The 18,617-nt window shown below is 47.6% G+C and carries 14 protein-coding genes, 13 tRNA genes and 1 pseudogene; 26 read left to right on the forward strand and 2 right to left on the reverse strand.

Annotated features, from left to right (window positions below):
• Positions 1-11 precede the first annotated feature (11 nt).
• The 19 genes and pseudogenes from Q9R25_RS00005 to Q9R25_RS00095 all read left to right on the forward strand — a co-directional run bounded on the left by Q9R25_RS00005 (position 12) and on the right by Q9R25_RS00095 (position 6,211).
• A tRNA-Ser gene (locus tag Q9R25_RS00005) sits at positions 12-102 on the forward strand.
• A gap of 18 nt (positions 103-120) precedes the next feature.
• Positions 121-195: transfer RNA gene (locus Q9R25_RS00010), tRNA-Glu, on the forward strand.
• Positions 196-211: 16 nt separating this feature from the next.
• Positions 212-285: transfer RNA gene (locus tag Q9R25_RS00015), tRNA-Met, on the forward strand.
• A gap of 8 nt (positions 286-293) precedes the next feature.
• Positions 294-369: transfer RNA gene (locus tag Q9R25_RS00020), tRNA-Asp, on the forward strand.
• A 31-nt stretch (positions 370-400) separates the two neighbouring features.
• Positions 401-476 (forward strand) — tRNA-Phe (locus Q9R25_RS00025).
• A 5-nt stretch (positions 477-481) separates the two neighbouring features.
• Positions 482-565 (forward strand) — tRNA-Tyr (locus tag Q9R25_RS00030).
• 3 nt (positions 566-568) lie between these two features.
• Positions 569-639 (forward strand) — tRNA-Trp (locus tag Q9R25_RS00035).
• Positions 640-656: 17 nt separating this feature from the next.
• Positions 657-732, forward strand: a tRNA-His gene (locus tag Q9R25_RS00040).
• Positions 733-739: 7 nt separating this feature from the next.
• A tRNA-Gln gene (locus Q9R25_RS00045) sits at positions 740-814 on the forward strand.
• Between the two features lie 4 nt (positions 815-818).
• Positions 819-893: transfer RNA gene (locus Q9R25_RS00050), tRNA-Gly, on the forward strand.
• 9 nt (positions 894-902) lie between these two features.
• A tRNA-Cys gene (locus tag Q9R25_RS00055) sits at positions 903-976 on the forward strand.
• Between the two features lie 9 nt (positions 977-985).
• Positions 986-1,066 (forward strand) — tRNA-Leu (locus Q9R25_RS00060).
• Between the two features lie 192 nt (positions 1,067-1,258).
• Positions 1,259-2,229: pseudogene (locus Q9R25_RS00065) on the forward strand (DUF2332 domain-containing protein).
• A gap of 131 nt (positions 2,230-2,360) precedes the next feature.
• A tRNA-Gly gene (locus Q9R25_RS00070) sits at positions 2,361-2,431 on the forward strand.
• A 67-nt stretch (positions 2,432-2,498) separates the two neighbouring features.
• On the forward strand, positions 2,499-3,647 hold the full coding sequence (queG, locus tag Q9R25_RS00075) for a tRNA epoxyqueuosine(34) reductase QueG (protein WP_214685787.1): 1,149 nt from the start codon (positions 2,499-2,501) through the stop codon (positions 3,645-3,647).
• A complete protein-coding gene (locus tag Q9R25_RS00080) occupies positions 3,628-4,068 on the forward strand; it encodes a methylated-DNA--[protein]-cysteine S-methyltransferase (protein ID WP_311282647.1) in 441 nt (146 codons plus the stop codon). The genes queG and Q9R25_RS00080 overlap by 20 nt, the downstream gene beginning before the upstream one ends.
• A gap of 12 nt (positions 4,069-4,080) precedes the next feature.
• Positions 4,081-4,554, forward strand: a complete 474-nt coding sequence (gene trmL / locus Q9R25_RS00085; RefSeq protein ID WP_015880908.1) for a tRNA (uridine(34)/cytosine(34)/5-carboxymethylaminomethyluridine(34)-2'-O)-methyltransferase TrmL — start codon at positions 4,081-4,083, stop codon at positions 4,552-4,554.
• 227 nt (positions 4,555-4,781) lie between these two features.
• Positions 4,782-5,339: a DUF5366 family protein gene (locus Q9R25_RS00090; protein ID WP_074037691.1), complete on the forward strand. Its 558-nt coding sequence runs from the start codon at positions 4,782-4,784 to the stop codon at positions 5,337-5,339.
• A 68-nt stretch (positions 5,340-5,407) separates the two neighbouring features.
• Complete coding sequence (locus tag Q9R25_RS00095; protein WP_311282648.1) at positions 5,408-6,211, forward strand: hypothetical protein; 804 nt, start codon at positions 5,408-5,410, stop codon at positions 6,209-6,211.
• Between the two features lie 40 nt (positions 6,212-6,251).
• Here Q9R25_RS00095 and Q9R25_RS00100 read toward each other — a convergent pair whose 3' ends face one another.
• On the reverse strand, positions 6,252-8,042 hold the full coding sequence (locus Q9R25_RS00100; protein ID WP_311282649.1) for a transglycosylase domain-containing protein: 1,791 nt from the start codon (positions 8,040-8,042) through the stop codon (positions 6,252-6,254).
• A gap of 156 nt (positions 8,043-8,198) precedes the next feature.
• Here Q9R25_RS00100 and Q9R25_RS00105 point away from each other — a divergent pair, with 156 nt between their 5' ends.
• The 4 genes from Q9R25_RS00105 to Q9R25_RS00120 are packed head-to-tail and all read left to right on the forward strand — an operon-like array spanning position 8,199 to position 14,387.
• The gene (locus Q9R25_RS00105) at positions 8,199-9,353 is read left to right on the forward strand and encodes a glucose-1-phosphate adenylyltransferase (protein ID WP_015880913.1); all 1,155 of its coding nucleotides are present in this window, start codon (positions 8,199-8,201) and stop codon (positions 9,351-9,353) included.
• Positions 9,286-10,488 carry a glucose-1-phosphate adenylyltransferase subunit GlgD gene (glgD, locus tag Q9R25_RS00110; protein WP_236548973.1) on the forward strand — a complete coding sequence of 401 codons (1,203 nt, stop codon included), beginning with the start codon at positions 9,286-9,288 and terminating at the stop codon, positions 10,486-10,488. The genes Q9R25_RS00105 and glgD overlap by 68 nt, the downstream gene beginning before the upstream one ends.
• 10 nt (positions 10,489-10,498) lie before the next feature.
• Positions 10,499-11,932, forward strand: a complete 1,434-nt coding sequence (glgA, locus tag Q9R25_RS00115; protein WP_214782153.1) for a glycogen synthase GlgA — start codon at positions 10,499-10,501, stop codon at positions 11,930-11,932.
• A 22-nt stretch (positions 11,933-11,954) separates the two neighbouring features.
• On the forward strand, positions 11,955-14,387 hold the full coding sequence (locus Q9R25_RS00120; RefSeq protein WP_074037686.1) for a glycogen/starch/alpha-glucan phosphorylase: 2,433 nt from the start codon (positions 11,955-11,957) through the stop codon (positions 14,385-14,387).
• Positions 14,388-14,400: 13 nt separating this feature from the next.
• Here Q9R25_RS00120 and Q9R25_RS00125 read toward each other — a convergent pair whose 3' ends face one another.
• Entirely contained in the window at positions 14,401-15,216 is an 816-nt protein-coding gene (locus tag Q9R25_RS00125) for a sulfurtransferase (protein WP_311282652.1), read from the reverse strand.
• Positions 15,217-15,316: 100 nt separating this feature from the next.
• Between Q9R25_RS00125 and Q9R25_RS00130 the strand changes: the two genes are divergently transcribed.
• The 3 genes from Q9R25_RS00130 (at position 15,317) to Q9R25_RS00140 (ending at position 18,576) form a co-directional block, all read left to right on the forward strand.
• The gene (locus Q9R25_RS00130; protein ID WP_215244170.1) at positions 15,317-17,044 is read left to right on the forward strand and encodes a phospho-sugar mutase; all 1,728 of its coding nucleotides are present in this window, start codon (positions 15,317-15,319) and stop codon (positions 17,042-17,044) included.
• A 126-nt stretch (positions 17,045-17,170) separates the two neighbouring features.
• Complete coding sequence (locus Q9R25_RS00135; protein WP_196431497.1) at positions 17,171-17,929, forward strand: transporter substrate-binding domain-containing protein; 759 nt, start codon at positions 17,171-17,173, stop codon at positions 17,927-17,929.
• Positions 17,926-18,576: an amino acid ABC transporter permease gene (locus Q9R25_RS00140; RefSeq protein ID WP_074037683.1), complete on the forward strand. Its 651-nt coding sequence runs from the start codon at positions 17,926-17,928 to the stop codon at positions 18,574-18,576. Before Q9R25_RS00135 ends, Q9R25_RS00140 begins: the two co-directional genes overlap by 4 nt.
• Positions 18,577-18,617 lie beyond the last annotated feature (41 nt).

Genomic DNA, 18,617 nt, shown 5'->3' on the forward strand with positions numbered 1-18,617 from the left:
CTTTCTCTTTTGGAGAGCTGTCCGAGTGGCCGAAGGAGCACGATTGGAATTCGTGTAGGCGGCAAAACCGTCTCAAGGGTTCGAATCCCTTGCTCTCCGCCAGTTTTTCAAATATGTAATGGCCCGTTGGTCAAGCGGTTAAGACACCGCCCTTTCACGGCGGTAACACGGGTTCGAATCCCGTACGGGTCACCATTTAATTTTATATCGTCGCGGGGTGGAGCAGTCTGGTAGCTCGTCGGGCTCATAACCCGAAGGTCGTCGGTTCAAATCCGGCCCCCGCAATTAAGTCCGGTCTCGTGGTGTAGGGGTTAACATGTCTGCCTGTCACGCAGAAGATCGCGGGTTCGAATCCCGTCGAGACCGCCATTTTTATTTTAAAATCAATCATACTACATATGGCTTTGTAGCTCAGTTGGTAGAGCAAAGGACTGAAAATCCTTGTGTCGGCGGTTCGATTCCGTCCAAAGCCACCATATGTGGGGGGGTAGCGAAGTGGCTAAACGCGGCGGACTGTAAATCCGCTCCCTCGGGTTCGGCGGTTCGAATCCGCCCCCCCCCACCACTTAGGGGCATAGTTTAGCGGTAGAACTACGGTCTCCAAAACCGTCAGCGCGGGTTCGATTCCTGCTGCCCCTGTTTTTAATTTCATCATGGCGATTGTGGCGAAGTGGTTAACGCACCGGATTGTGATTCCGGCATTCGAGGGTTCAATTCCCTTCAGTCGCCCCATTATTATTGGGCTGTAGCCAAGTGGTAAGGCATCGGATTTTGATTCCGACATGCGAAGGTTCGATCCCTTCCAGCCCAGCCATTTTGCGGAAGTAGTTCAGTGGTAGAATACGACCTTGCCAAGGTCGGGGTCGCGGGTTCGAATCCCGTCTTCCGCTCCAATGACTTTTGGCGCCATAGCCAAGTGGTAAGGCAGAGGACTGCAACTCCTTTATCGTCGGTTCGATTCCGACTGGCGCCTCCAACATAATATGCCGGTGTGGCGGAATTGGTAGACGCGCACGACTCAAAATCGTGTTCCTCTGGAGTGTCGGTTCGACTCCGACCACCGGTATCCGTATGACTCTAACTGAGGTTAGGGTCTTTTTTCTGTTCTCTATCCTTTTTTGAGAAGGAAGGACATTCATTCAGCTCGAATGTTTTAACAAGAAGAAACGAGGTGGATGATATTCAATATACAGAACAATCGAATCGGTTCATCCGATTTGCTGACAACGAATGTGTGGGTTCTAGTCGCTTATACGAAGTGCTAGCTCGAGAAGTGGCCCAGCATGAATGGCTCTTATCTTTGTGTGAAGACATACCAAAGGGACAACCTGCTCCAAATCTATTGTTTGCATCTGTTCATGAACTGGTAATTCAACACTCTGCTGATGAGTTGGCCACCTATTATCCTAGCGTGACAAAATATCCAAAACAAGCTGAAGATGTATTTCCCTCTTTTTAGCTTTTTGCCATACATACGAAAGTGAGATCCGTCATCGATTGAGAACCCGTCGTGTGCAAACGAACGAGGTTCAACGATGCGCCTACTTGTATCCGATATTTTCGAAGATTCAACAACAGACGAAGCAATCACTCGCACTGCTCGAAATCGGAACGAGTGCAGGGCTTCAACTATTTGTTGACCAGTACGCTTATGAGTATAATGGCGTCCCAATCAACCCGATAAGCATCTCATCAGTAAACATCTCAGCGACCGTCGAATCGAACGAATCATTCCATCTCGAGGCTAAGACGCTATTAGACATCGGAACGCGTATTGGTGTCGATTTGAACATTGTGGACTTGACAGATCAAGCAGAGCGGTCATGGTTGAATGCGTTAATCTGGTCAGAGCATGAGACACGACGGCAACTGCTTCAGGCTGCCATGAATGAAATCAATTTTAATATGGTGACGCTCATTGAAGGGGATGGTGTGACGATGCTACAAGATCTCGTATCGCGTGTGTCGGAGACAGAGACGTTATGTATCTTCCATACACACGTTGCAAATCAGATGTCACGTCCCGTCAAAGAAGAACTTTTGAAGCAAGTCGAGCGAATTGGACAAACACGAGACGTCTTCCATATCTATAACAATATCCAAGATCGTTTCCTTCATGTAGAATTGTATCAGGACGGTCAACTTACAGCGTTTACGTTTGCAGAAACAGAGGGGCACGACCGTCAATTTCAAATCCTGACGCCACTCGATTCTTTGTTTCATCCATGATCTTTTGAATGATTAAGATATATTAACATATTTATTTCATTGAATTTAGAAAAACTTACGAATACTTGTTGACAGATTAATAGTATAGGTGTATATTAACTATAGTCGCTTGAATGACAACAATATTTCATGCGGGTGTAGTTTAATGGTAAAACCTCAGCCTTCCAAGCTGATGACGAGAGTTCGATTCTCTTCACCCGCTTCATATCTCTCTGCCGAGTGGCGGAGAGATTTTTTGTATGCGAAAATATATAGAGGAGGTGAACGGAATGGACCCGTACACATTAAAACAACAAATCTTAGCGTATGCCGAAACCATCGGGATTGATGAGTTGAAAGTGACGACAGCTGATCCGTTCATCGTCATGAAACAACGACTCATTCGACAACAGGAGAAAGGATATGCCTCTGGATTCGAAGAACCGGATTTAGAGAAACGCACAAATCCTGAACTCCTGCTTGAAGAGGCACAGTCAATCATTGCGATTGCCATCGCCTATCCAAGTAAATTAAAAGATGCGCCCCGTAGTGTCGCCGGCGAGAGACGAGGGTTGTTTGCTCGTGCTTCGTGGGGACTCGATTACCATCGGGCGGTCGGCGATAGATTGGCCAAACTTCAAGCGTACATTGAAGAATTGGTTCCAAACGTGCGAACGCGTTCGATGGTCGATACGGGTGAGCTCGTCGACCGTGCTGTCGCAGAACGTGCGGGGATTGGATTTAGTGGGAAAAACTGTTCCATCATCTCTCCTGAGAAAGGATCCTATCTTTATTTGGGCGAAATGATTTTAGATGTATACTTACCACCGGATGAAGCAATTGAAGACGGATGTGGGGATTGCGATAAATGTATGACAGCTTGTCCGACGACGGCCCTTGTTGAACCAGGTGTCCTCGATGCGAAGCGCTGTATCGCCTATCTCACGCAGATGAAGACGTTGATGCCACGAGAGTTTCGGTCGAAGCTTGGTGGTCGATTATATGGATGTGACACGTGTCAGCAAGTCTGTCCATATAATCGCAAAAAGGACTGGCGCCACCATGAAGAATTGTTACCGGAAGCTGAGATTGTCAAACCGCTCTTAGAGCCTCTTCTGACATTGAGCAACCGGGAGTTCAAACAAAAGTTCGGACATTTATCAGGCGCATGGCGCGGGAAGAAACCGATTCAACGAAATGCGATTTTAGCGCTCGCGCACTACCGTGAACTTTCAGCGATTCCAATCTTAAGGGAATTTATTAAACAGGATGAACGCGAAGATATGCGCGCGACGGCTGTTTGGGCAATCGGTGCGATTCTTGGACCTGATGCCGATTCGATATTTGAAGAGATTGAACGGAATGAAACGTCCGATATGGTTCATGAAGAGATTCGCATATATCGAGAGGAGTGGGCACATGAAGATCGTGTCGTCTAAGTGGGGACCGCTAATGTACGAGATAAATGGATCAGGTAAGTTGACCGAATTGGAGTTCACAACACATGAACCGACAGAGGAAGCACCTGAGTGGTTGCGAGATCTCATGACACGAGTCGAGAAGACAGGATTTCAAGAAGCAGATCGTGCCTATGTCGAAATGAACGGGACACCGTTTCAACAGGAGGTTTGGGATGCGCTCTTGACCATTCCATATGGCGAGACACGCACATATAAACAAATTGCCGAACAAATCGGTCGACCAAAGGCCGTTCGCGCCGTCGGACAGGCGCTCAATCGAAATCCATTGCCGATTCTGTTTCCGTGTCATCGTGTCATTGGAAGTAGTGGAAAGCTTATCGGTTTTGCGGGAGGATTGGCTGAGAAACAACGCCTTCTAGAATTTGAAATGAAAAAGTGAGGGAAATCAACCATGGCGATTCATGTCGTAATGTTTCAACCAGAAATACCAGCAAATACAGGGAACGTCTCACGTACGTGTGCGGCGACGAATTCGGTCCTTCATTTGATTCGTCCGCTCGGATTCTCGACGGATGATAAGATGTTAAAGCGTGCCGGTCTCGACTATTGGCAATTCGTCGATGTTCGCTATCATGACTCGTTAGAAGAGCTGTGGGAGAAGCATCCGGATGGTCAGTTCTTTTATATTACGAAGTACGGGGAACAATACCCGAGTGATTTAGACGTTTCAGATGTAGACGGTGACTACTTCTTCGTCTTTGGTCGTGAGACGAAAGGGTTGCCGATGGAAGTCATCGAGAACAATTTGGATCGCTGCATCCGCCTACCACAATCGAACCTCGTTCGTTCATTGAACGTATCGAATACAGCAGCCATCATCGTATATGAGGCGCTTCGCCAACAGGGATATGCAGGATTGAAATAAAAAAGAGCCGGATTCGTAAGAATCCCGGCTCTTATTCGTTACCCTCAGGTTTACGGTTATATCCAGCTGTCAAAATCGCTGCGAGGAAGACGACGCTGATTCCAACCATCAATAATAGGCCCATCCAAAAATCCCCCTTTTATTCTCCATAACTATAAATAGTATAATATACTTGGTAGGTGAATTGCACTGAATATAAGAAATTACTGTGAAATTGGAGAAGGAACATGAAAACGAATGTGTACTTACTGAGCTATGCCCCACTCATCGGAATTATTTTGTTTTCGATGTCACTTGCGATTGCGACCTCCGAGTACGTAATCCAATGGCTGAATCAAATTGGCGTATATAGTGAAATTATCGAACTGTTATCCGTGCAAGAGACGAAAGTGCTCGTGCTCGTCGTATTCTTTACGATTTTCTTTATGTTGTTTAGCGCATTCAAATTGGTAGCCGATACGTTCAATCAACTCGGTTTCGCTTTTTTTGCGCGAGAGACAAATGGCACGTCGCTTCATCGGCTCAAACCTGGGGCCATCATCTTTCTCATCGGGTCCGGAATCAGCTTTCTCTTTTTGAACACATTGCTCGCCGTTATCGCCGTGCTCGTTGGCACGCTCTTGATGTATCTCTTTTACTATGTCTGGCAAGTAAGCCAATCGATGTCCGTCCCACGTGCTATCGGCTTATTACTTATGCAGGCCGTCATGTGGGCGACGTTGGTCAGTGGTTTAGGTTGGTCGGTCCTTCGCTTGTTTAACTCTGTCGGAGATATCATCTTATGAAGCATTCTTTTGGACCAACCTCTGATGTGATCGAAGCGTGGTGTATATCATTTGTCCCGGAGGAAACCTTGTATTGGATTGATTCTTCGTTTCTTGAGGATATACCGAGTTCCTGTCTCGTGATTCCGAGGCAGGAGTTTTTCAATCATCCGCTTTACCGCAGACCCGACATCACGAATCCGTATGTGACGTGGCAGATGGGTCAAGACGTGACTTATGTCATCCATGCGTTCTCTAGCTTTTTGAAGGAGTTACAGGAACACGTCAAAACACGTTTATTGGAATTTCAAGTGACGACCCATCGTGGTCTTATTTTGCCGATATCAGTCGAGCAGATGAAACGGCTATCGAATGAGATGATTATAGAGAAGGATGGCGCGTGTGTCATCGTTTTGCATCCGCAAAATTGGAATGAGCTCGACATCGAGATGCGTCATTCTCTTCTGCTCGACTATGCGAAGGAGTGGGATCGTTGGGAAGGGGAACCCTGTGATGACTCGATTGCTTCGCATATTGCGGATTATGCAAATCGGTTTCCGATCCAGGATGGAAGTAACTGTCTCGCGGCGACGTTATTTGCGGTCACGGGAAACGAACAGGTCGTTCACCAATGGGTTCATCCAGAGACGTTCCTTCAGACATTAAAGCGAAGTAGGTACGAAACTGTGAAGGATGATACACTAAGGCCGAATGACGTCCTGACGTTTTGGAGCGACCAAGGGCAACTGGTCCATGCGAGTTACTGTGTGCGACAAGGACTCTATTTCAATAAACATGGTCAAGTCCGTTTCAATCCATGGAAACTAATCAATCACGACGAGTTAATGGAGCATTGGGGAGCATATCGACTTCAAATCGAACGTCGATTATAAAGCAAAAGGAGTCAGTCCACTTTTCAGTGGCTGACTCCTTTTATTGGTGTGCCTGTGTCCAGACAATCGCCGGATACGCACGGTTGGCGAGTTCCGGGAATGGGCGGGGCGTATCGGCACCGAGCCAGATGGCGGTGATGGTGCGATCGGTCAGTCCGACATACCACATATCTTTGTTGTCGTTCGTTGTTCCGGTCTTTCCTCCGAGATACTCAAATTCACGTTTCAGCTGATTCGCATAGCGACCTGTACCGTATGAGGTGACGGTCGATAACGCTTTTTTCATCTCACTAATCGTTTTCGGAGACCAGACTGTCTCTTCCGTTAAGATCGGGGTCAACGTTGGTTCACCGGACTTGAATGTGATTTGTTTGATTGTATGTCCGGATGTATACTCGCCTTTATTTAAGAACGGGGTATAGGCGGCGGCGAGTTCTTTTGGGGAGACGCCTTGTGTGAGACCGCCAAGGGCACTCGCTAAGTTCTCGTCCTGTTCATCCCATTGACTGAACATCATATCAGCTGTCTTATACGCGCGTTCCTGATCGATTGCTGAGAAGGCGGCGAGCGCAGGTGTGTTATACGAGAAAGCGACCGCATCTTTCAATAGGACATCGCCTAACACACGGTTGTGACTATTTCCGGGACAATAAGAACCGTAACAAGCCGGACGGCCGTCTAGTACCGTGTCAAGTTTCGCTCCTGTCTCTTCGATAAATGGGGCGAAAACGAGGATCGGTTTGATTGCGGAACCTGGTTGGCGGTACGCCTGGGTCGCTCGGTTGAACTCACCGACCTGCGTCATCTCAGAGTCGACCATGGCCACGATTCTCCCTTGAGGTGTCAGTTCCGTATAGCCACCGTTCACACCGGGAGGGAGTTGACTCATCACCTGTTTTGCTTGTTTCTGCTTCCCGGTGGATAAGTAAGTCTCGATCGTCGCTTCATGCGTGGACAAATATTCTCTCGCCTCGGCATCATCTAAGTCGTAACGTGTCCGTACCAATTGAATCGCTTCACGGACGGCTGTATCCATATAGTCCGGGTATTGAATCGTTTGACTGCGAAACGATGCTTGGAGCTTGACGCCATGATACTGATCGTAAGCACTCTTCGAGAGAACACCCGCTTCAAACAGTTGCGTCAAGATTCGGTCCTTACGCTCAAAAAAAGCATCAGATGGATTGAGCGGATCATAAAGTGACGGATTATTCGGTACTGTCAACAAGTAAGCGAGTTGATTCCAATTCAAATCGTCGAGCGGTCTTGAAAAGTATGTATCGGCTGCCGATTGAATCCCATATACATTATGTCCAAAAAAAATAACGTTGCTATAAGCTGTTAAAATTTCTTTCTTGCTATAATTTTTTTCTAGTGCTCGAGCAAGCAATAACTCTTTCACTTTTCGTTCATATGTCCGTTCATGTGTGAGGTACACGTTCCGTGCCAACTGTTGCGTGATTGTACTCCCACCTTGGACAGATGTCTCGTTCGCGTTATTGATAAATGCTCGGGCAATCCCGCTCAAATCATAACCGGGATGAGCATTGAACTTACGGTCTTCGATGGTTGTAATCGCATCTTGGATATGTTCGGGTAACGCTTTCGGGGACACGTCATTTCTGCGGCCCGCCAAGTAGATTTGCTGTTCTCCCCCGTTGTATGCGAGTGTGACGGCATGCATTGACGAGAGTGGTTGTGTCGATACCAGCTCTTGTCCCCAAGATAGAATTTCATCTGCCTGATCAATCTCTTCTTTCAATGCAGTGGCAAGTGACAAGGAAGCAGCCAAAAGTCCAGCAAAAAATAAGGTTCCAATCCAAGCTCTCATCTATTTCACCTCTCTCTATACATTATATCGTCCAATTTACAAAAAAATAAAAAATGTAAACGTTATCATATAATAATTCGAGAAGGAATACTTTAGGAAAGGGCGAAAAAGGGTAAAAGAGGTTGTATATCACGATTTTGAGGAGGCTTATTATTTATGAAGCAAGAAATGGTTGCGATGCTCCTTGCGGGAGGAGAAGGAAAGCGATTGGGGCCTCTCACGCGAAAAACGGCGAAACCGGCCGTGAATTTCGGCGGAAAGTACCGCATTATCGATTTCCCATTGTCAAACTGCACGAACTCGGGAATTACAACAGTCGGGGTATTAACGCAATATGAGCCACTTGAATTGAATCGTTACTTAGGAATCGGGACGGCATGGGATTTAGATCGTCGCAACGGGGGGTTAGCCATTCTCCCACCTTACCAAGCACAGTCGGGGAAAAACTGGTACGAGGGGACGGCCAATGCAATCTATCGTAACTTGAGCTATATCGATGATTACGATCCAGATTATGTGTTGATTCTTTCGGGAGACCACATCTATAAAATGGACTACGAGAAAATGCTCGAAGCCCATAAAGAAAAACAAGCCGATGTGACCATCTCTGTCATGGAAGTGCCGTGGGACGAAGCGCCGCGTTTCGGAATTTTGAACACAGCGGATGACCTCCGTATCAATGAGTTCGAAGAGAAGCCAGAAGAACCGAAGAGCAACTTGGCTTCGATGGGGATTTACATCTTCAACTGGAGCGTCTTGCGCGAACACTTGATCAAAGATGCTGAAGACGAAACATCTAGCTTTGACTTCGGAAAAAATATCATTCCGAATACCCTTTTACAAGGGCTCGATGTCTTCGCTTATAAATTCAAAGGCTATTGGAAAGACGTCGGTACGATCCAGTCTCTTTGGGAAGCGAATATGGACCTCTTGGAAGAAGAGCCTCCATTCGATTTATATGACCCGGAGTGGAAAATCTATTCGGTCAACCCGAACCAGACTCCTCAGTATATTGGAAAAGACGCTTGTGTCGAACAGTCTGTGATTAACGAAGGGTGTCATATCGAAGGCGAAGTCCAACATTCAGTGCTATTTTACGATGTCCGTGTTGGAGAAGGTTCACTCGTTAAAGACTCGGTGATTATGCCAGGAGCTAGAATCGGGAAGGATGTAACAATTCACAGAGCCATTGTCGCTAGCTGTGCAGTCATTGAAGACGGCGCGACAGTAGGTGAGCCGGGTGGTGAAATCGTTGTTATTGAACCACACGAAAACATTGAAAGTGGAACCGTCTTCAAACAAAGAGTTTGATACGAGTAAAGAGACACGCAAGGAGGCGTTACTGTTGACGAACGATTTATTAGGGGTCATTAACTTAGGAACGGAACAAGGTCTGTTTCCGGAATTTACTGGACATCGTAATCTGGCATCAGTCCCATTCTCAGGACGCTATCGCCTGATAGACTTCACCTTGACAAATATGATCACACAAAATATTAATCAAGTCGGGATCTTTACGTTAGATAAGTATCGCTCATTGATGGATCATCTCGGTTCAGGGAAAGAGTGGGATTTGGACCGTTCGCAAGGAGGTCTCCACATCTTCCCACCAGCGTTGAAACCGGACGGGGAAGCGTATCTTGGCGACTTGGCCAACTTCTCGATGCACCGTGAACACTTCATTCGCAGCAAGCAGCCGTATGTGGTCATCACAGGTTCGAACGTTTTGACGACAATCGATTATACCGACATGCTCGCACATCATAAATCGATGGGCGCGGACATCACGCTTGCCTATACGACCCATGAACAGAAATGTGGCTATTGCCGTCCGATACGCCTTGGGGAGAATGACCGCGTCGTCGGCATCTCTGAGCGCGGATTCTCACCGGATGATGAGTACACGTACACAGAAACGATCATTATGTCGAAGAATCTCTTCATGCGTCTCGTTGATGAAGCGACCTCTAAAGGCGAATATGACCTGTTGGATGGCGTCATTCGTCCCCAGCTTCATCGTTTACACGTGCACGGGTACCATTATGTCGGGAAAATGCAGGTCATTCACTCGGTGCTTTCTTACTATAATGAAAGCATGCGATTACTCCGTGGCGAAGGCATCATTTATGACTTCCCGCATATCTACACGAAAATCAAACATGAGCCACCGACTCGTTATTTGAAAGGATCAAAGGTAAACGAGGCGCTCGTGGCAAATGGATGTAAGATTCATGGCGAGGTGCAAAATAGTATTCTCTTCCGTGGTGTTGAAGTCAGTAAACACGCACGCGTGAAAAACTCAATCATTTCATCAAAATCGATCATTGAAGAAGGAGCTGTCGTTGAAAACGCGATTTTGGATAAAGAAGTTGTTGTAAAACGAGGACAGGTCATCCGAGGCACAATCGACGAACCGATTGTCATCGCGAAACGAACAGTGGTATGAGGAGGATTTTATGAAAATTTGGTATGTTGCTTCAGAAGCGGCACCGTTCATGAAAACGGGGGGGCTGGCCGACGTTGTCGGTTCGCTCCCTCAAGCGGTGGCGGGCCTAGGAGAAGAAGTCAGTGTTGTCATGCCGAAATATGGCTCGATCGCTGAAGAGTATGTGGACGAGATGGAGTATTTATTCGACCTGATTGTTCCGGTCGGGTGGCGCAAACAGTTCGGGGCAGTCTTGAAGTTAGAGCGGGACGGCATCACGTATTACTTCATCGACAACGAGTATTACTTTAAACGTGACGGTGTCTTATATGGACACTTTGATGATGCTGAACGATTCGCCTTCTTCTCTCGCGCTGTACTCGAAATGATTGGGAAGATGGAAGACGTACCCGATGTCCTGCATTGTCATGACTGGCAGACAGGTATTTTACCGGCCTTCTTACGAATCCATTATCAACATATTGAAGCGTATCAACGCATTCGCACCGTGTATACCATCCATAACCTACAATACCAGGGGATTTTCCCAGAAGAGATTCTTGGAGAATTGCTACAGTTCGGTCCTGAACATTTCACGGCCGAAGGAATTCAACATAACGGTCTCGTCAATTACATGAAAGCCGGCATCGTCCATTCCGATCAAATCACGACCGTCAGCCCGTCGTATCGCGACGAAATCATGGAACCCTATTACGGTGAAGGCTTAGACGGGGCGTTGCGTCATCGAGCAGTCGACGTGCGTGGCATTTTAAACGGGATTGATTTGGCGACAAACGATCCGAGTACGGATCAGCGAATCGCAGAGACGTACAATCTAGACACCTATAAACAAGGAAAAGTTGTCAACAAACGGGCGTTACAAGAGCGACTTGGGCTTGAAGTACGTGACGATGTCATGCTCATCGGTTTTGTCAGCCGACTCGTTGACCAAAAGGGGCTCGATTTAATCAACGGTGTCCGTGAAGAACTTGGACAGCTCCCTTGCCAGTTCGCGTTCCTCGGTTCGGGACAACCGGAATATGAAGGAATCGTTCACGAGATGACAGCCGCTCACCCGGGGAAAGTCGGGTCATATATCGGTTTTGACATCGAACTCGCACACTTGATTTATGCGGGATCGGATGCCTTTTTAATGCCGTCACGTTTTGAGCCTTGTGGTCTCAGTCAATTGATCTCCATGCGATATGGCACCTTGCCGATCGTACGTGAGACAGGTGGACTCCGGGATACCGTGAAGCCGTACAACGAGTTCACGCAAGAAGGGACCGGTTTTGGATTCATGAACTACAATGCTCATGAGATGTTGGCGACGATTGAAAAAGCGATTCGTGTCTTCTATGAAAAGGAAAACTGGCATGCCCTCGTCCATCAAGCGATGACCGCGGACTATAGCTGGAAACAATCCGCCAAGCAATATCGTGAGTTATATCATTTATTCGCATGAGTGGAAGGAGCTAACTTGATTTATGTTCACAGATAAACAAAGCTTTGTCGACGCATTTAAAGAACGGTTCATTGCATTGAACGGGAAGTCGATCGAGGATGGGACAGAGCAGGAAGTGTATCAAACATTGGCAACGATGGTACGCGAGCAGGCCATGCCCAAATGGATTCACACGCGCGACCGTCAAGAAGAAAAACACAGTAAGCAAGTCATCTATTTCTCGCTAGAATTTTTATTAGGTCGCTTCTTATACAACAACTTGCTCAGTTTAGACGTATTGGAGCTCGTTAGAGACGGACTGCAAGATCTCGGATACGACTTCACAGACATTACCGAGTTGGAACCAGAGCCGGGTCTTGGGAATGGGGGGCTCGGTCGCCTGGCCGCCTGCTTCCTCGATTCGTTGGCTGCACTCAGTTTACCTGGGCATGGAAATGGGATTCGCTATCGTTATGGACTCTTCAAACAGAAAATTGTAGACGGCTATCAAGTCGAGCTGCCGGATAACTGGCTCCGTGACGGGAACATGTGGGAAACGAGACGTCAGGATAAAGCGGTCGAGATTAATTTCGGTGGCTGGATTGAGATGAAACAAATCGGAGATCGATTGCGTGTCGTCCATCATCCAGACGAGGTTGTTCTTGCCGTTCCGTATGATATGCCGATTATCGGTTATAAGAATGATGTCGTGAATACGTTACGTCTTTGGAACGCCGAATCACCACTTGACGACGAGGCGTATTTAGAGAAGACGAAAGGGACGTATAAAGACTTGTTGAAACATAAACAGTCGATTGCTACCATTTCGGAATTCTTGTATCCAGATGATACGACGTATGAAGGAAAAGTATTACGTTTGAAACAACAATACTTTTTTGTATCTGCAGGCATTCAATCGATGCTTGCTTCCTATTTGAAGCGAAATAAATCACTTAAGCAGTTAGGCGACCATTACGCGATTCATATCAATGATACGCATCCGGTCGTCGCAATTCCTGAATTGATGCGCATCTTGATGGATGAGCATGGATACGGTTGGGACGAGGCGTGGCGGATTACGAAGAGCGTCATGTCGTTCACGAACCATACGCTACTCGCAGAAGCGCTTGAGAAATGGCCGGTCGAGATGTACCAACGCCTCCTGCCGCGCGTGTATCAAATCATCGAAGAAATCAATCGACGTTTCTGTCGAGACGTACTCGTCAACTATCCGCATCTCGAATCCCATATGGGAGAGATTGCAATTGTGTCAAACGAACAGATCAATATGGCCAATCTCGCTGTCGTCGGTTCTCATTCAACGAACGGCGTAGCGCAAATTCATACGGATATTTTAAAACAGCGCGAGATGCGTTACTTATATGAGATGTTCCCGCTTCGCTTCAACAACAAGACGAACGGGATCACACACCGTCGCTGGCTCTTGAAGTCGAACCCGGGATTATCCGACGCCATTACGGAAGCAATCGGCCCGTCATGGATCGAACATCCGAACGACTTGGAAAAGTTGATGGATGTTTCGAAAGACCGGAGCTTCCAAGAAAAAGTCATGGACGTGAAGCAACAAAACAAATTGGACTTAGCGGCATACATTCAAGAAGAAACGGGAGAGACAGTGGACCCTCATTCCATCTTTGACGTACAAGTCAAACGCTTGCACGCCTATAAACGACAATTGCTGAATGCCCTTCACATCCATGCGCTTTACTTGAAGATTCAAGCGGACCCGACGTTTACGATGGTGCCTCGCACGTTTATCTTTGGCGCCAAGGCGGCACCGGGATACTACTATGCGAAAGAGATCATTCGCTATATCAATGCCCTTGCCACGCTCATCAATAAGGACAAGCGGGCGAGTCAATTCATTAAAGTCATCTTCCTTGAAAATTACCGCGTCTCCATGGCCGAACGAATTTTCCCAGGGTCTGACTTGAGCGAACAAATCTCGACTGCGAGCTATGAAGCATCCGGTACCGGAAACATGAAATTCATGATGAACGGAGCCTTGACGATTGGAACGTTAGACGGGGCCAATATCGAAATTCGTGACGCCGTCGGTGATGATCACATCTTTATCTTTGGATTATCTCCGCAAGAAGTCATGAACTATAAGAAGTTCGGAGGCTATCATGCGGCAGAGATGTATCACGCACATCAGGAAATCAAAGATGTGGTCGATGGTCTTGTCAACGGAACGTTCGATAAAGTGGGCGAATATCAATTCCAATCCATCTTCGATTCTCTCCTCGTCTATAACGATGACTTCCTTGTCTTGAAAGACTTTGTCTCGTATATGCGGGCACAGCGACGAGTCGATGAGGTGTTCAGTGACCAGTCGCGTTGGGCCGAAAGCTCCATCGTCAATACGGCGAAGTCAGGAATCTTCTCGAGTGACCGTACCATCACGGAATACGCAAACGCGGTCTGGAATATCAAACCGACGAGCGTAAAATAAAAAGGATCCACCCTTAGGGGTGGACCTCGTTTTCTGGATAGCTGATCCAATCGGAATAGGATCCCGGATAGAGTCGGACATCATCTTTTCCGAGAGCGTGAAGCGCCAAAATATTGACGCAGGCGGTCACACCGCTACCACAGTAAAAGATGGGGTTCTCAACGGGAAGAACATCTTTATACAGTTCTTTTAAGTCGTGGAAGTCTTCTAACGTCCCGAGTTCTGTGATGGCCTCGGCATAGGAGCAGAGCAATGCGTTCGGAATGTGACCTGCTTTTGAGTCGATTGGTTCATGTGACCCGTTGAAGCGATCTTCGGTTCGTGAATCATAGAGCGAGCCGCTCGCAGCAGCTTTCACTTCATCGAGTGTCGCAATCATATGGTCTTGGAAGTCTGGCGTATAGTCGCTTGTCGAATAGTGTGGAACGTCCGTAGTGGTCTCACCGCAATAAGTGATGCCAGATTGGATACCGCCTTCTAACACAACGACCCGTTCGTGACCGGCCCATTTGAAGAGCCACCATGCACGGGCTGCGAATGGGAAGCCGTCATCGTAAATGATGACCAAATCTTCTTTTTTCAAGCCGATGCGACGAAGTGTTGCCGTCCATGCTTCTTTCGAAGGGAGCGGATGACGTCCGCCGTGTTCGCCGAGCGGACCGGACAAGTCTTCCATCAAATCGAGAAAGATAGCGTTCGGAAGATGTCCCTTTCGGTAGACATATTTACCATAGGACGCGTCGTTTAGCGAATATCGGCAATCGATGAAACGAATCGAGTTCGTATGCACGATTTGTTTTAATTCTTGGGCACGCATTGTTGGAAACATTAATATCACCTCGAGGTTTCGTTACTCTCATCGTATACAAGATGGAAGCAATTGGCGAGTACTTCGATTGAATTTTTTGAGGGTGAAAGGGGAATGAATCATGACATGGCAACAAACGTATGACCGTTGGAATCAATTCGAAGGGCTCGAGCCGCATTTACGTGCGGAACTTGAAGAACTCGCAAAAAATGAAACCACATTAGAAGATGCATTTTATAAGACGCTCGAGTTTGGAACAGGCGGGATGCGTGGAGAAATCGGACCAGGTGCGAACCGGATGAACGTCTATACGATTCGAAAAGCGTCACAAGGATTTGCTGATTTTATCTCAGCATCAGGGGAAGATGCGAAACGTCACGGCGTCGTCATCGCCCATGACTCACGTCATTTTTCGCCTGAGTTTGCATTAGAAGCGGCGCGGACATTGGCGTCAAACGGAATCAAGACGTATTTGTTCCCAAGTTTGCGAGCCACACCTGAACTGTCGTTTGCCGTTCGTCATTTAAATGCGTTCGGTGGCATCGTGATCACGGCGAGCCACAACCCACCGGAATATAACGGATTCAAGGTATATGGGGCAGACGGAGGACAGCTTCCACCAGCGGAAGCGGATGAACTCGTGACGTACGTCAATGCGATTGAAGACGAGCTGAAAATTCAGATTGAAGATGAAGCGGCGCTCCGACAAACGGGGCTACTCCTCACAGTTGACTCATCAGTCGATGAAGCCTATATGGAGGCGCTCCAGTCGATTCGGATTCATCATGACATACAGGACAGCCCGCTTCGGATTGTCTATTCACCACTCCATGGGACGGGACGCCGTCCGGTCATGGAAGGGCTGAAGGCGTATGGATTTGAGCACGTGACCATCGTAGAAGAGCAGGCAGAGCCAGACGGTGCGTTCCCGACGGTCAGTTATCCGAACCCGGAAGAAAAGGCTGCATTTAAATTAGCGATGGAATACGGGGACCGGGTCGAGGCTGATTTGCTCATGGCGACGGACCCGGATGCAGACCGTGTTGGCTTAACCGTGCGCGGACGGGACGGGGAATGGTTCGTCTTGACCGGTAACCAAACGGGTGCGCTATTAATGGAATACATCCTGTCGCAAAAGAGTGAGACAGGTACGTTACCTTCGAATGGATTTGTCGCCAAGACAATCGTCACGTCTGAACTCGGTGCTGCGATTGCAAAAGCGTACGGCGTACATCTCGAAAACACGTTGACTGGATTCAAGTTCATCGGTGAGAAGATCAAACAATATGAAGAATCAGGCGAATATGAATTCCTCTTTGGGTATGAAGAAAGCTACGGCTATTTGATTGGAGACTTCTGTCGTGATAAAGATGCCGTTCAGGCTTGTTTACTCGCAGCCGAGATGGCAGCTTATCATAAACAGCACGGTCGGACGCTTTATGATGCGTTACAGTCGATTTACGAGAAGTATGGATTCTACGAAGAGTCCTTGCAGTCGATGACGTTAAAAGGAAAAGCTGGTCTCGAGCAAATCGGACGGATGATGGAAGCGTTCCGTGCCAATCCGCCAAAAGAAGTCGGTGGATATGAAGTCGTTCGTTTCGAAGACTATAAGAAACAAGTGGCGACCGACTTACAGTCCGGTAAATCGGAAACGATTGAATTGCCATCATCAAACGTCTTGAAATTCGTCTTTGCGGACGGTTCGTGGTTCTGTCTTCGCCCATCTGGAACCGAGCCGAAAATCAAGTTTTATTTCAGTGTGCATGCGGATCGTGCCGAGAAGACGACTGCAAAACGTGAAGCGATTGAAGCGGATGTTATGAAACAAGCGAAAGCGATTGATTGATGAGGAACATCACTCTAGAAATAGGGTGATGTTTTTTGTTTGACATGAAGACATCGCGCCAGTATGATGAGGATATTGTTTAAAACCGTGTAATCATATAAGGATTATAGGAAAGGCGGAATCATTATGAAAAAGACATTAACGAGCGTACTCGCAATCGGAGCTTCAGTCGGGCTTCTTGCAGCTTGCGGTAACGAAACAGACAGTGGAGCGGACGAAGCGGTCATCACGGTCGGAACAGAGGCGACATACCCACCATTCACGTACAAAGAAAAAGGTGAATTGATGGGATATGATATCGACGTCTTGAACGAAGCGGCAGAACGTGCCGGTTACAAAGTGGAATACGAAGCAATGGACTTCAAAGGACTTGTCCCAGCACTCGATGCTGAGCGTATCGATATGATTGCTAACCAAATGAGCATCACGCCTGAGCGCGAAGAGAAATATGCGTTCTCTGACCCGTACGCTGTGTCAGGAGCTCAAGTCATCGTCGGTTCAGACAACAATGAAATCCAAGGCATTGACGACCTCGATGGAAAAGTAGTCGGATCGACACAAGGTTCGGTCTATGCGCAAATGGCTGAAGAAGCTGGCGCTGAAGTCAAGTTTTATAAAGGGGCGAACCAAGTCCTTCAAGACCTCGAAGTGGGTCGTTTGGACGCGGCCCTCAACGACCGTCTCTTCATCTTGACGGAACTCGAAAAAACAGGCTATGACGTCAAAGCAGTCGGTGACATCTTCAATACAAGTGAAGCTGGATTCATGACACGTCAAGATAGCGACGTGCTAGACAAGTTGAACGATGCGCTCGCAGAGATGAAAGAAGACGGCACGATGAAAGAAATCGGTGAGAAGTACTTCGGTGAGGATATCAGTCAATGAATGAACTGATCACGACCGTCATAGATAACCGCTCGGTCTATCTTGAAGCCGTCCAGCTCACGTTGATCGCCAGTGTCCTGTCGATTCTTCTCGCCTTGGCGCTCGGTCTGATCATCGCTTTACTTCATAGTAGTCCGATTAAAATCGTACGGTTGTTCACACGGACGTACATTTCGTTCTTCCGTGGAACACCGCTCTTACTTCAGTTGCTGATCTTGTATGTCGGGCTCACCGGGTTCGTTCAACTCAGTGGGATGCAGGCGCTCATCTTTGGATTAGGCTTCCACTTCGCTGCCTATATCTCAGAGGCTTTCCGAGCAGCCATCAACTCGGTCGACAAAGGACAAGTGGAGGCGAGTGTCGCGCTCGGTATTCCGAAAATGAAACGCTTCAAAGACATCATTTTCCCGCAGGCGCTCTCACGTGCCATCCCACCTGTCTCGAACTCGGTCATCGACATCATCAAGTCAACGTCACTCGGTTCGGTCATCGCGGTTCAGGAGTTAACGTACGTGTCTGACCAAATTGCGGCCACGACGTATTTAGTCATGCCGTTGCTCTTGTTCTCGGCGTCGATCTACTGGATTTTATCGACCTTGATCCAAGCCGGTCAACACAAACTCGAACGGCGTTACGCGATTCGATAAGAAAAAACCTCGATTCAGACGAATCGAGGTTTTTTGTATAC

The sequence above is a fragment of the Exiguobacterium sp. BG5(2022) genome (assembly GCF_031844365.1).
Taxonomy (GTDB): domain Bacteria; phylum Bacillota; class Bacilli; order Exiguobacteriales; family Exiguobacteriaceae; genus Exiguobacterium; species Exiguobacterium profundum.

Coding starts and splice junctions, on each gene's coding strand:
- queG (WP_214685787.1), top strand. CDS start 2,499: ATGGACCCGTACACATTAAAACAACAAATCTTAGCGTATGCCGAAACC.
- Q9R25_RS00080 (WP_311282647.1), top strand. CDS start 3,628: ATGAAGATCGTGTCGTCTAAGTGGGGACCGCTAATGTACGAGATAAAT.
- trmL (WP_015880908.1), top strand. CDS start 4,081: ATGGCGATTCATGTCGTAATGTTTCAACCAGAAATACCAGCAAATACA.
- Q9R25_RS00090 (WP_074037691.1), top strand. CDS start 4,782: ATGAAAACGAATGTGTACTTACTGAGCTATGCCCCACTCATCGGAATT.
- Q9R25_RS00100 (WP_311282649.1), bottom strand. CDS start 8,042: ATGAGAGCTTGGATTGGAACCTTATTTTTTGCTGGACTTTTGGCTGCT.
- Q9R25_RS00105 (WP_015880913.1), top strand. CDS start 8,199: ATGAAGCAAGAAATGGTTGCGATGCTCCTTGCGGGAGGAGAAGGAAAG.
- glgA (WP_214782153.1), top strand. CDS start 10,499: ATGAAAATTTGGTATGTTGCTTCAGAAGCGGCACCGTTCATGAAAACG.
- Q9R25_RS00120 (WP_074037686.1), top strand. CDS start 11,955: ATGTTCACAGATAAACAAAGCTTTGTCGACGCATTTAAAGAACGGTTC.
- Q9R25_RS00125 (WP_311282652.1), bottom strand. CDS start 15,216: ATGTTTCCAACAATGCGTGCCCAAGAATTAAAACAAATCGTGCATACG.
- Q9R25_RS00130 (WP_215244170.1), top strand. CDS start 15,317: ATGACATGGCAACAAACGTATGACCGTTGGAATCAATTCGAAGGGCTC.
- Q9R25_RS00135 (WP_196431497.1), top strand. CDS start 17,171: ATGAAAAAGACATTAACGAGCGTACTCGCAATCGGAGCTTCAGTCGGG.
- Q9R25_RS00140 (WP_074037683.1), top strand. CDS start 17,926: ATGAATGAACTGATCACGACCGTCATAGATAACCGCTCGGTCTATCTT.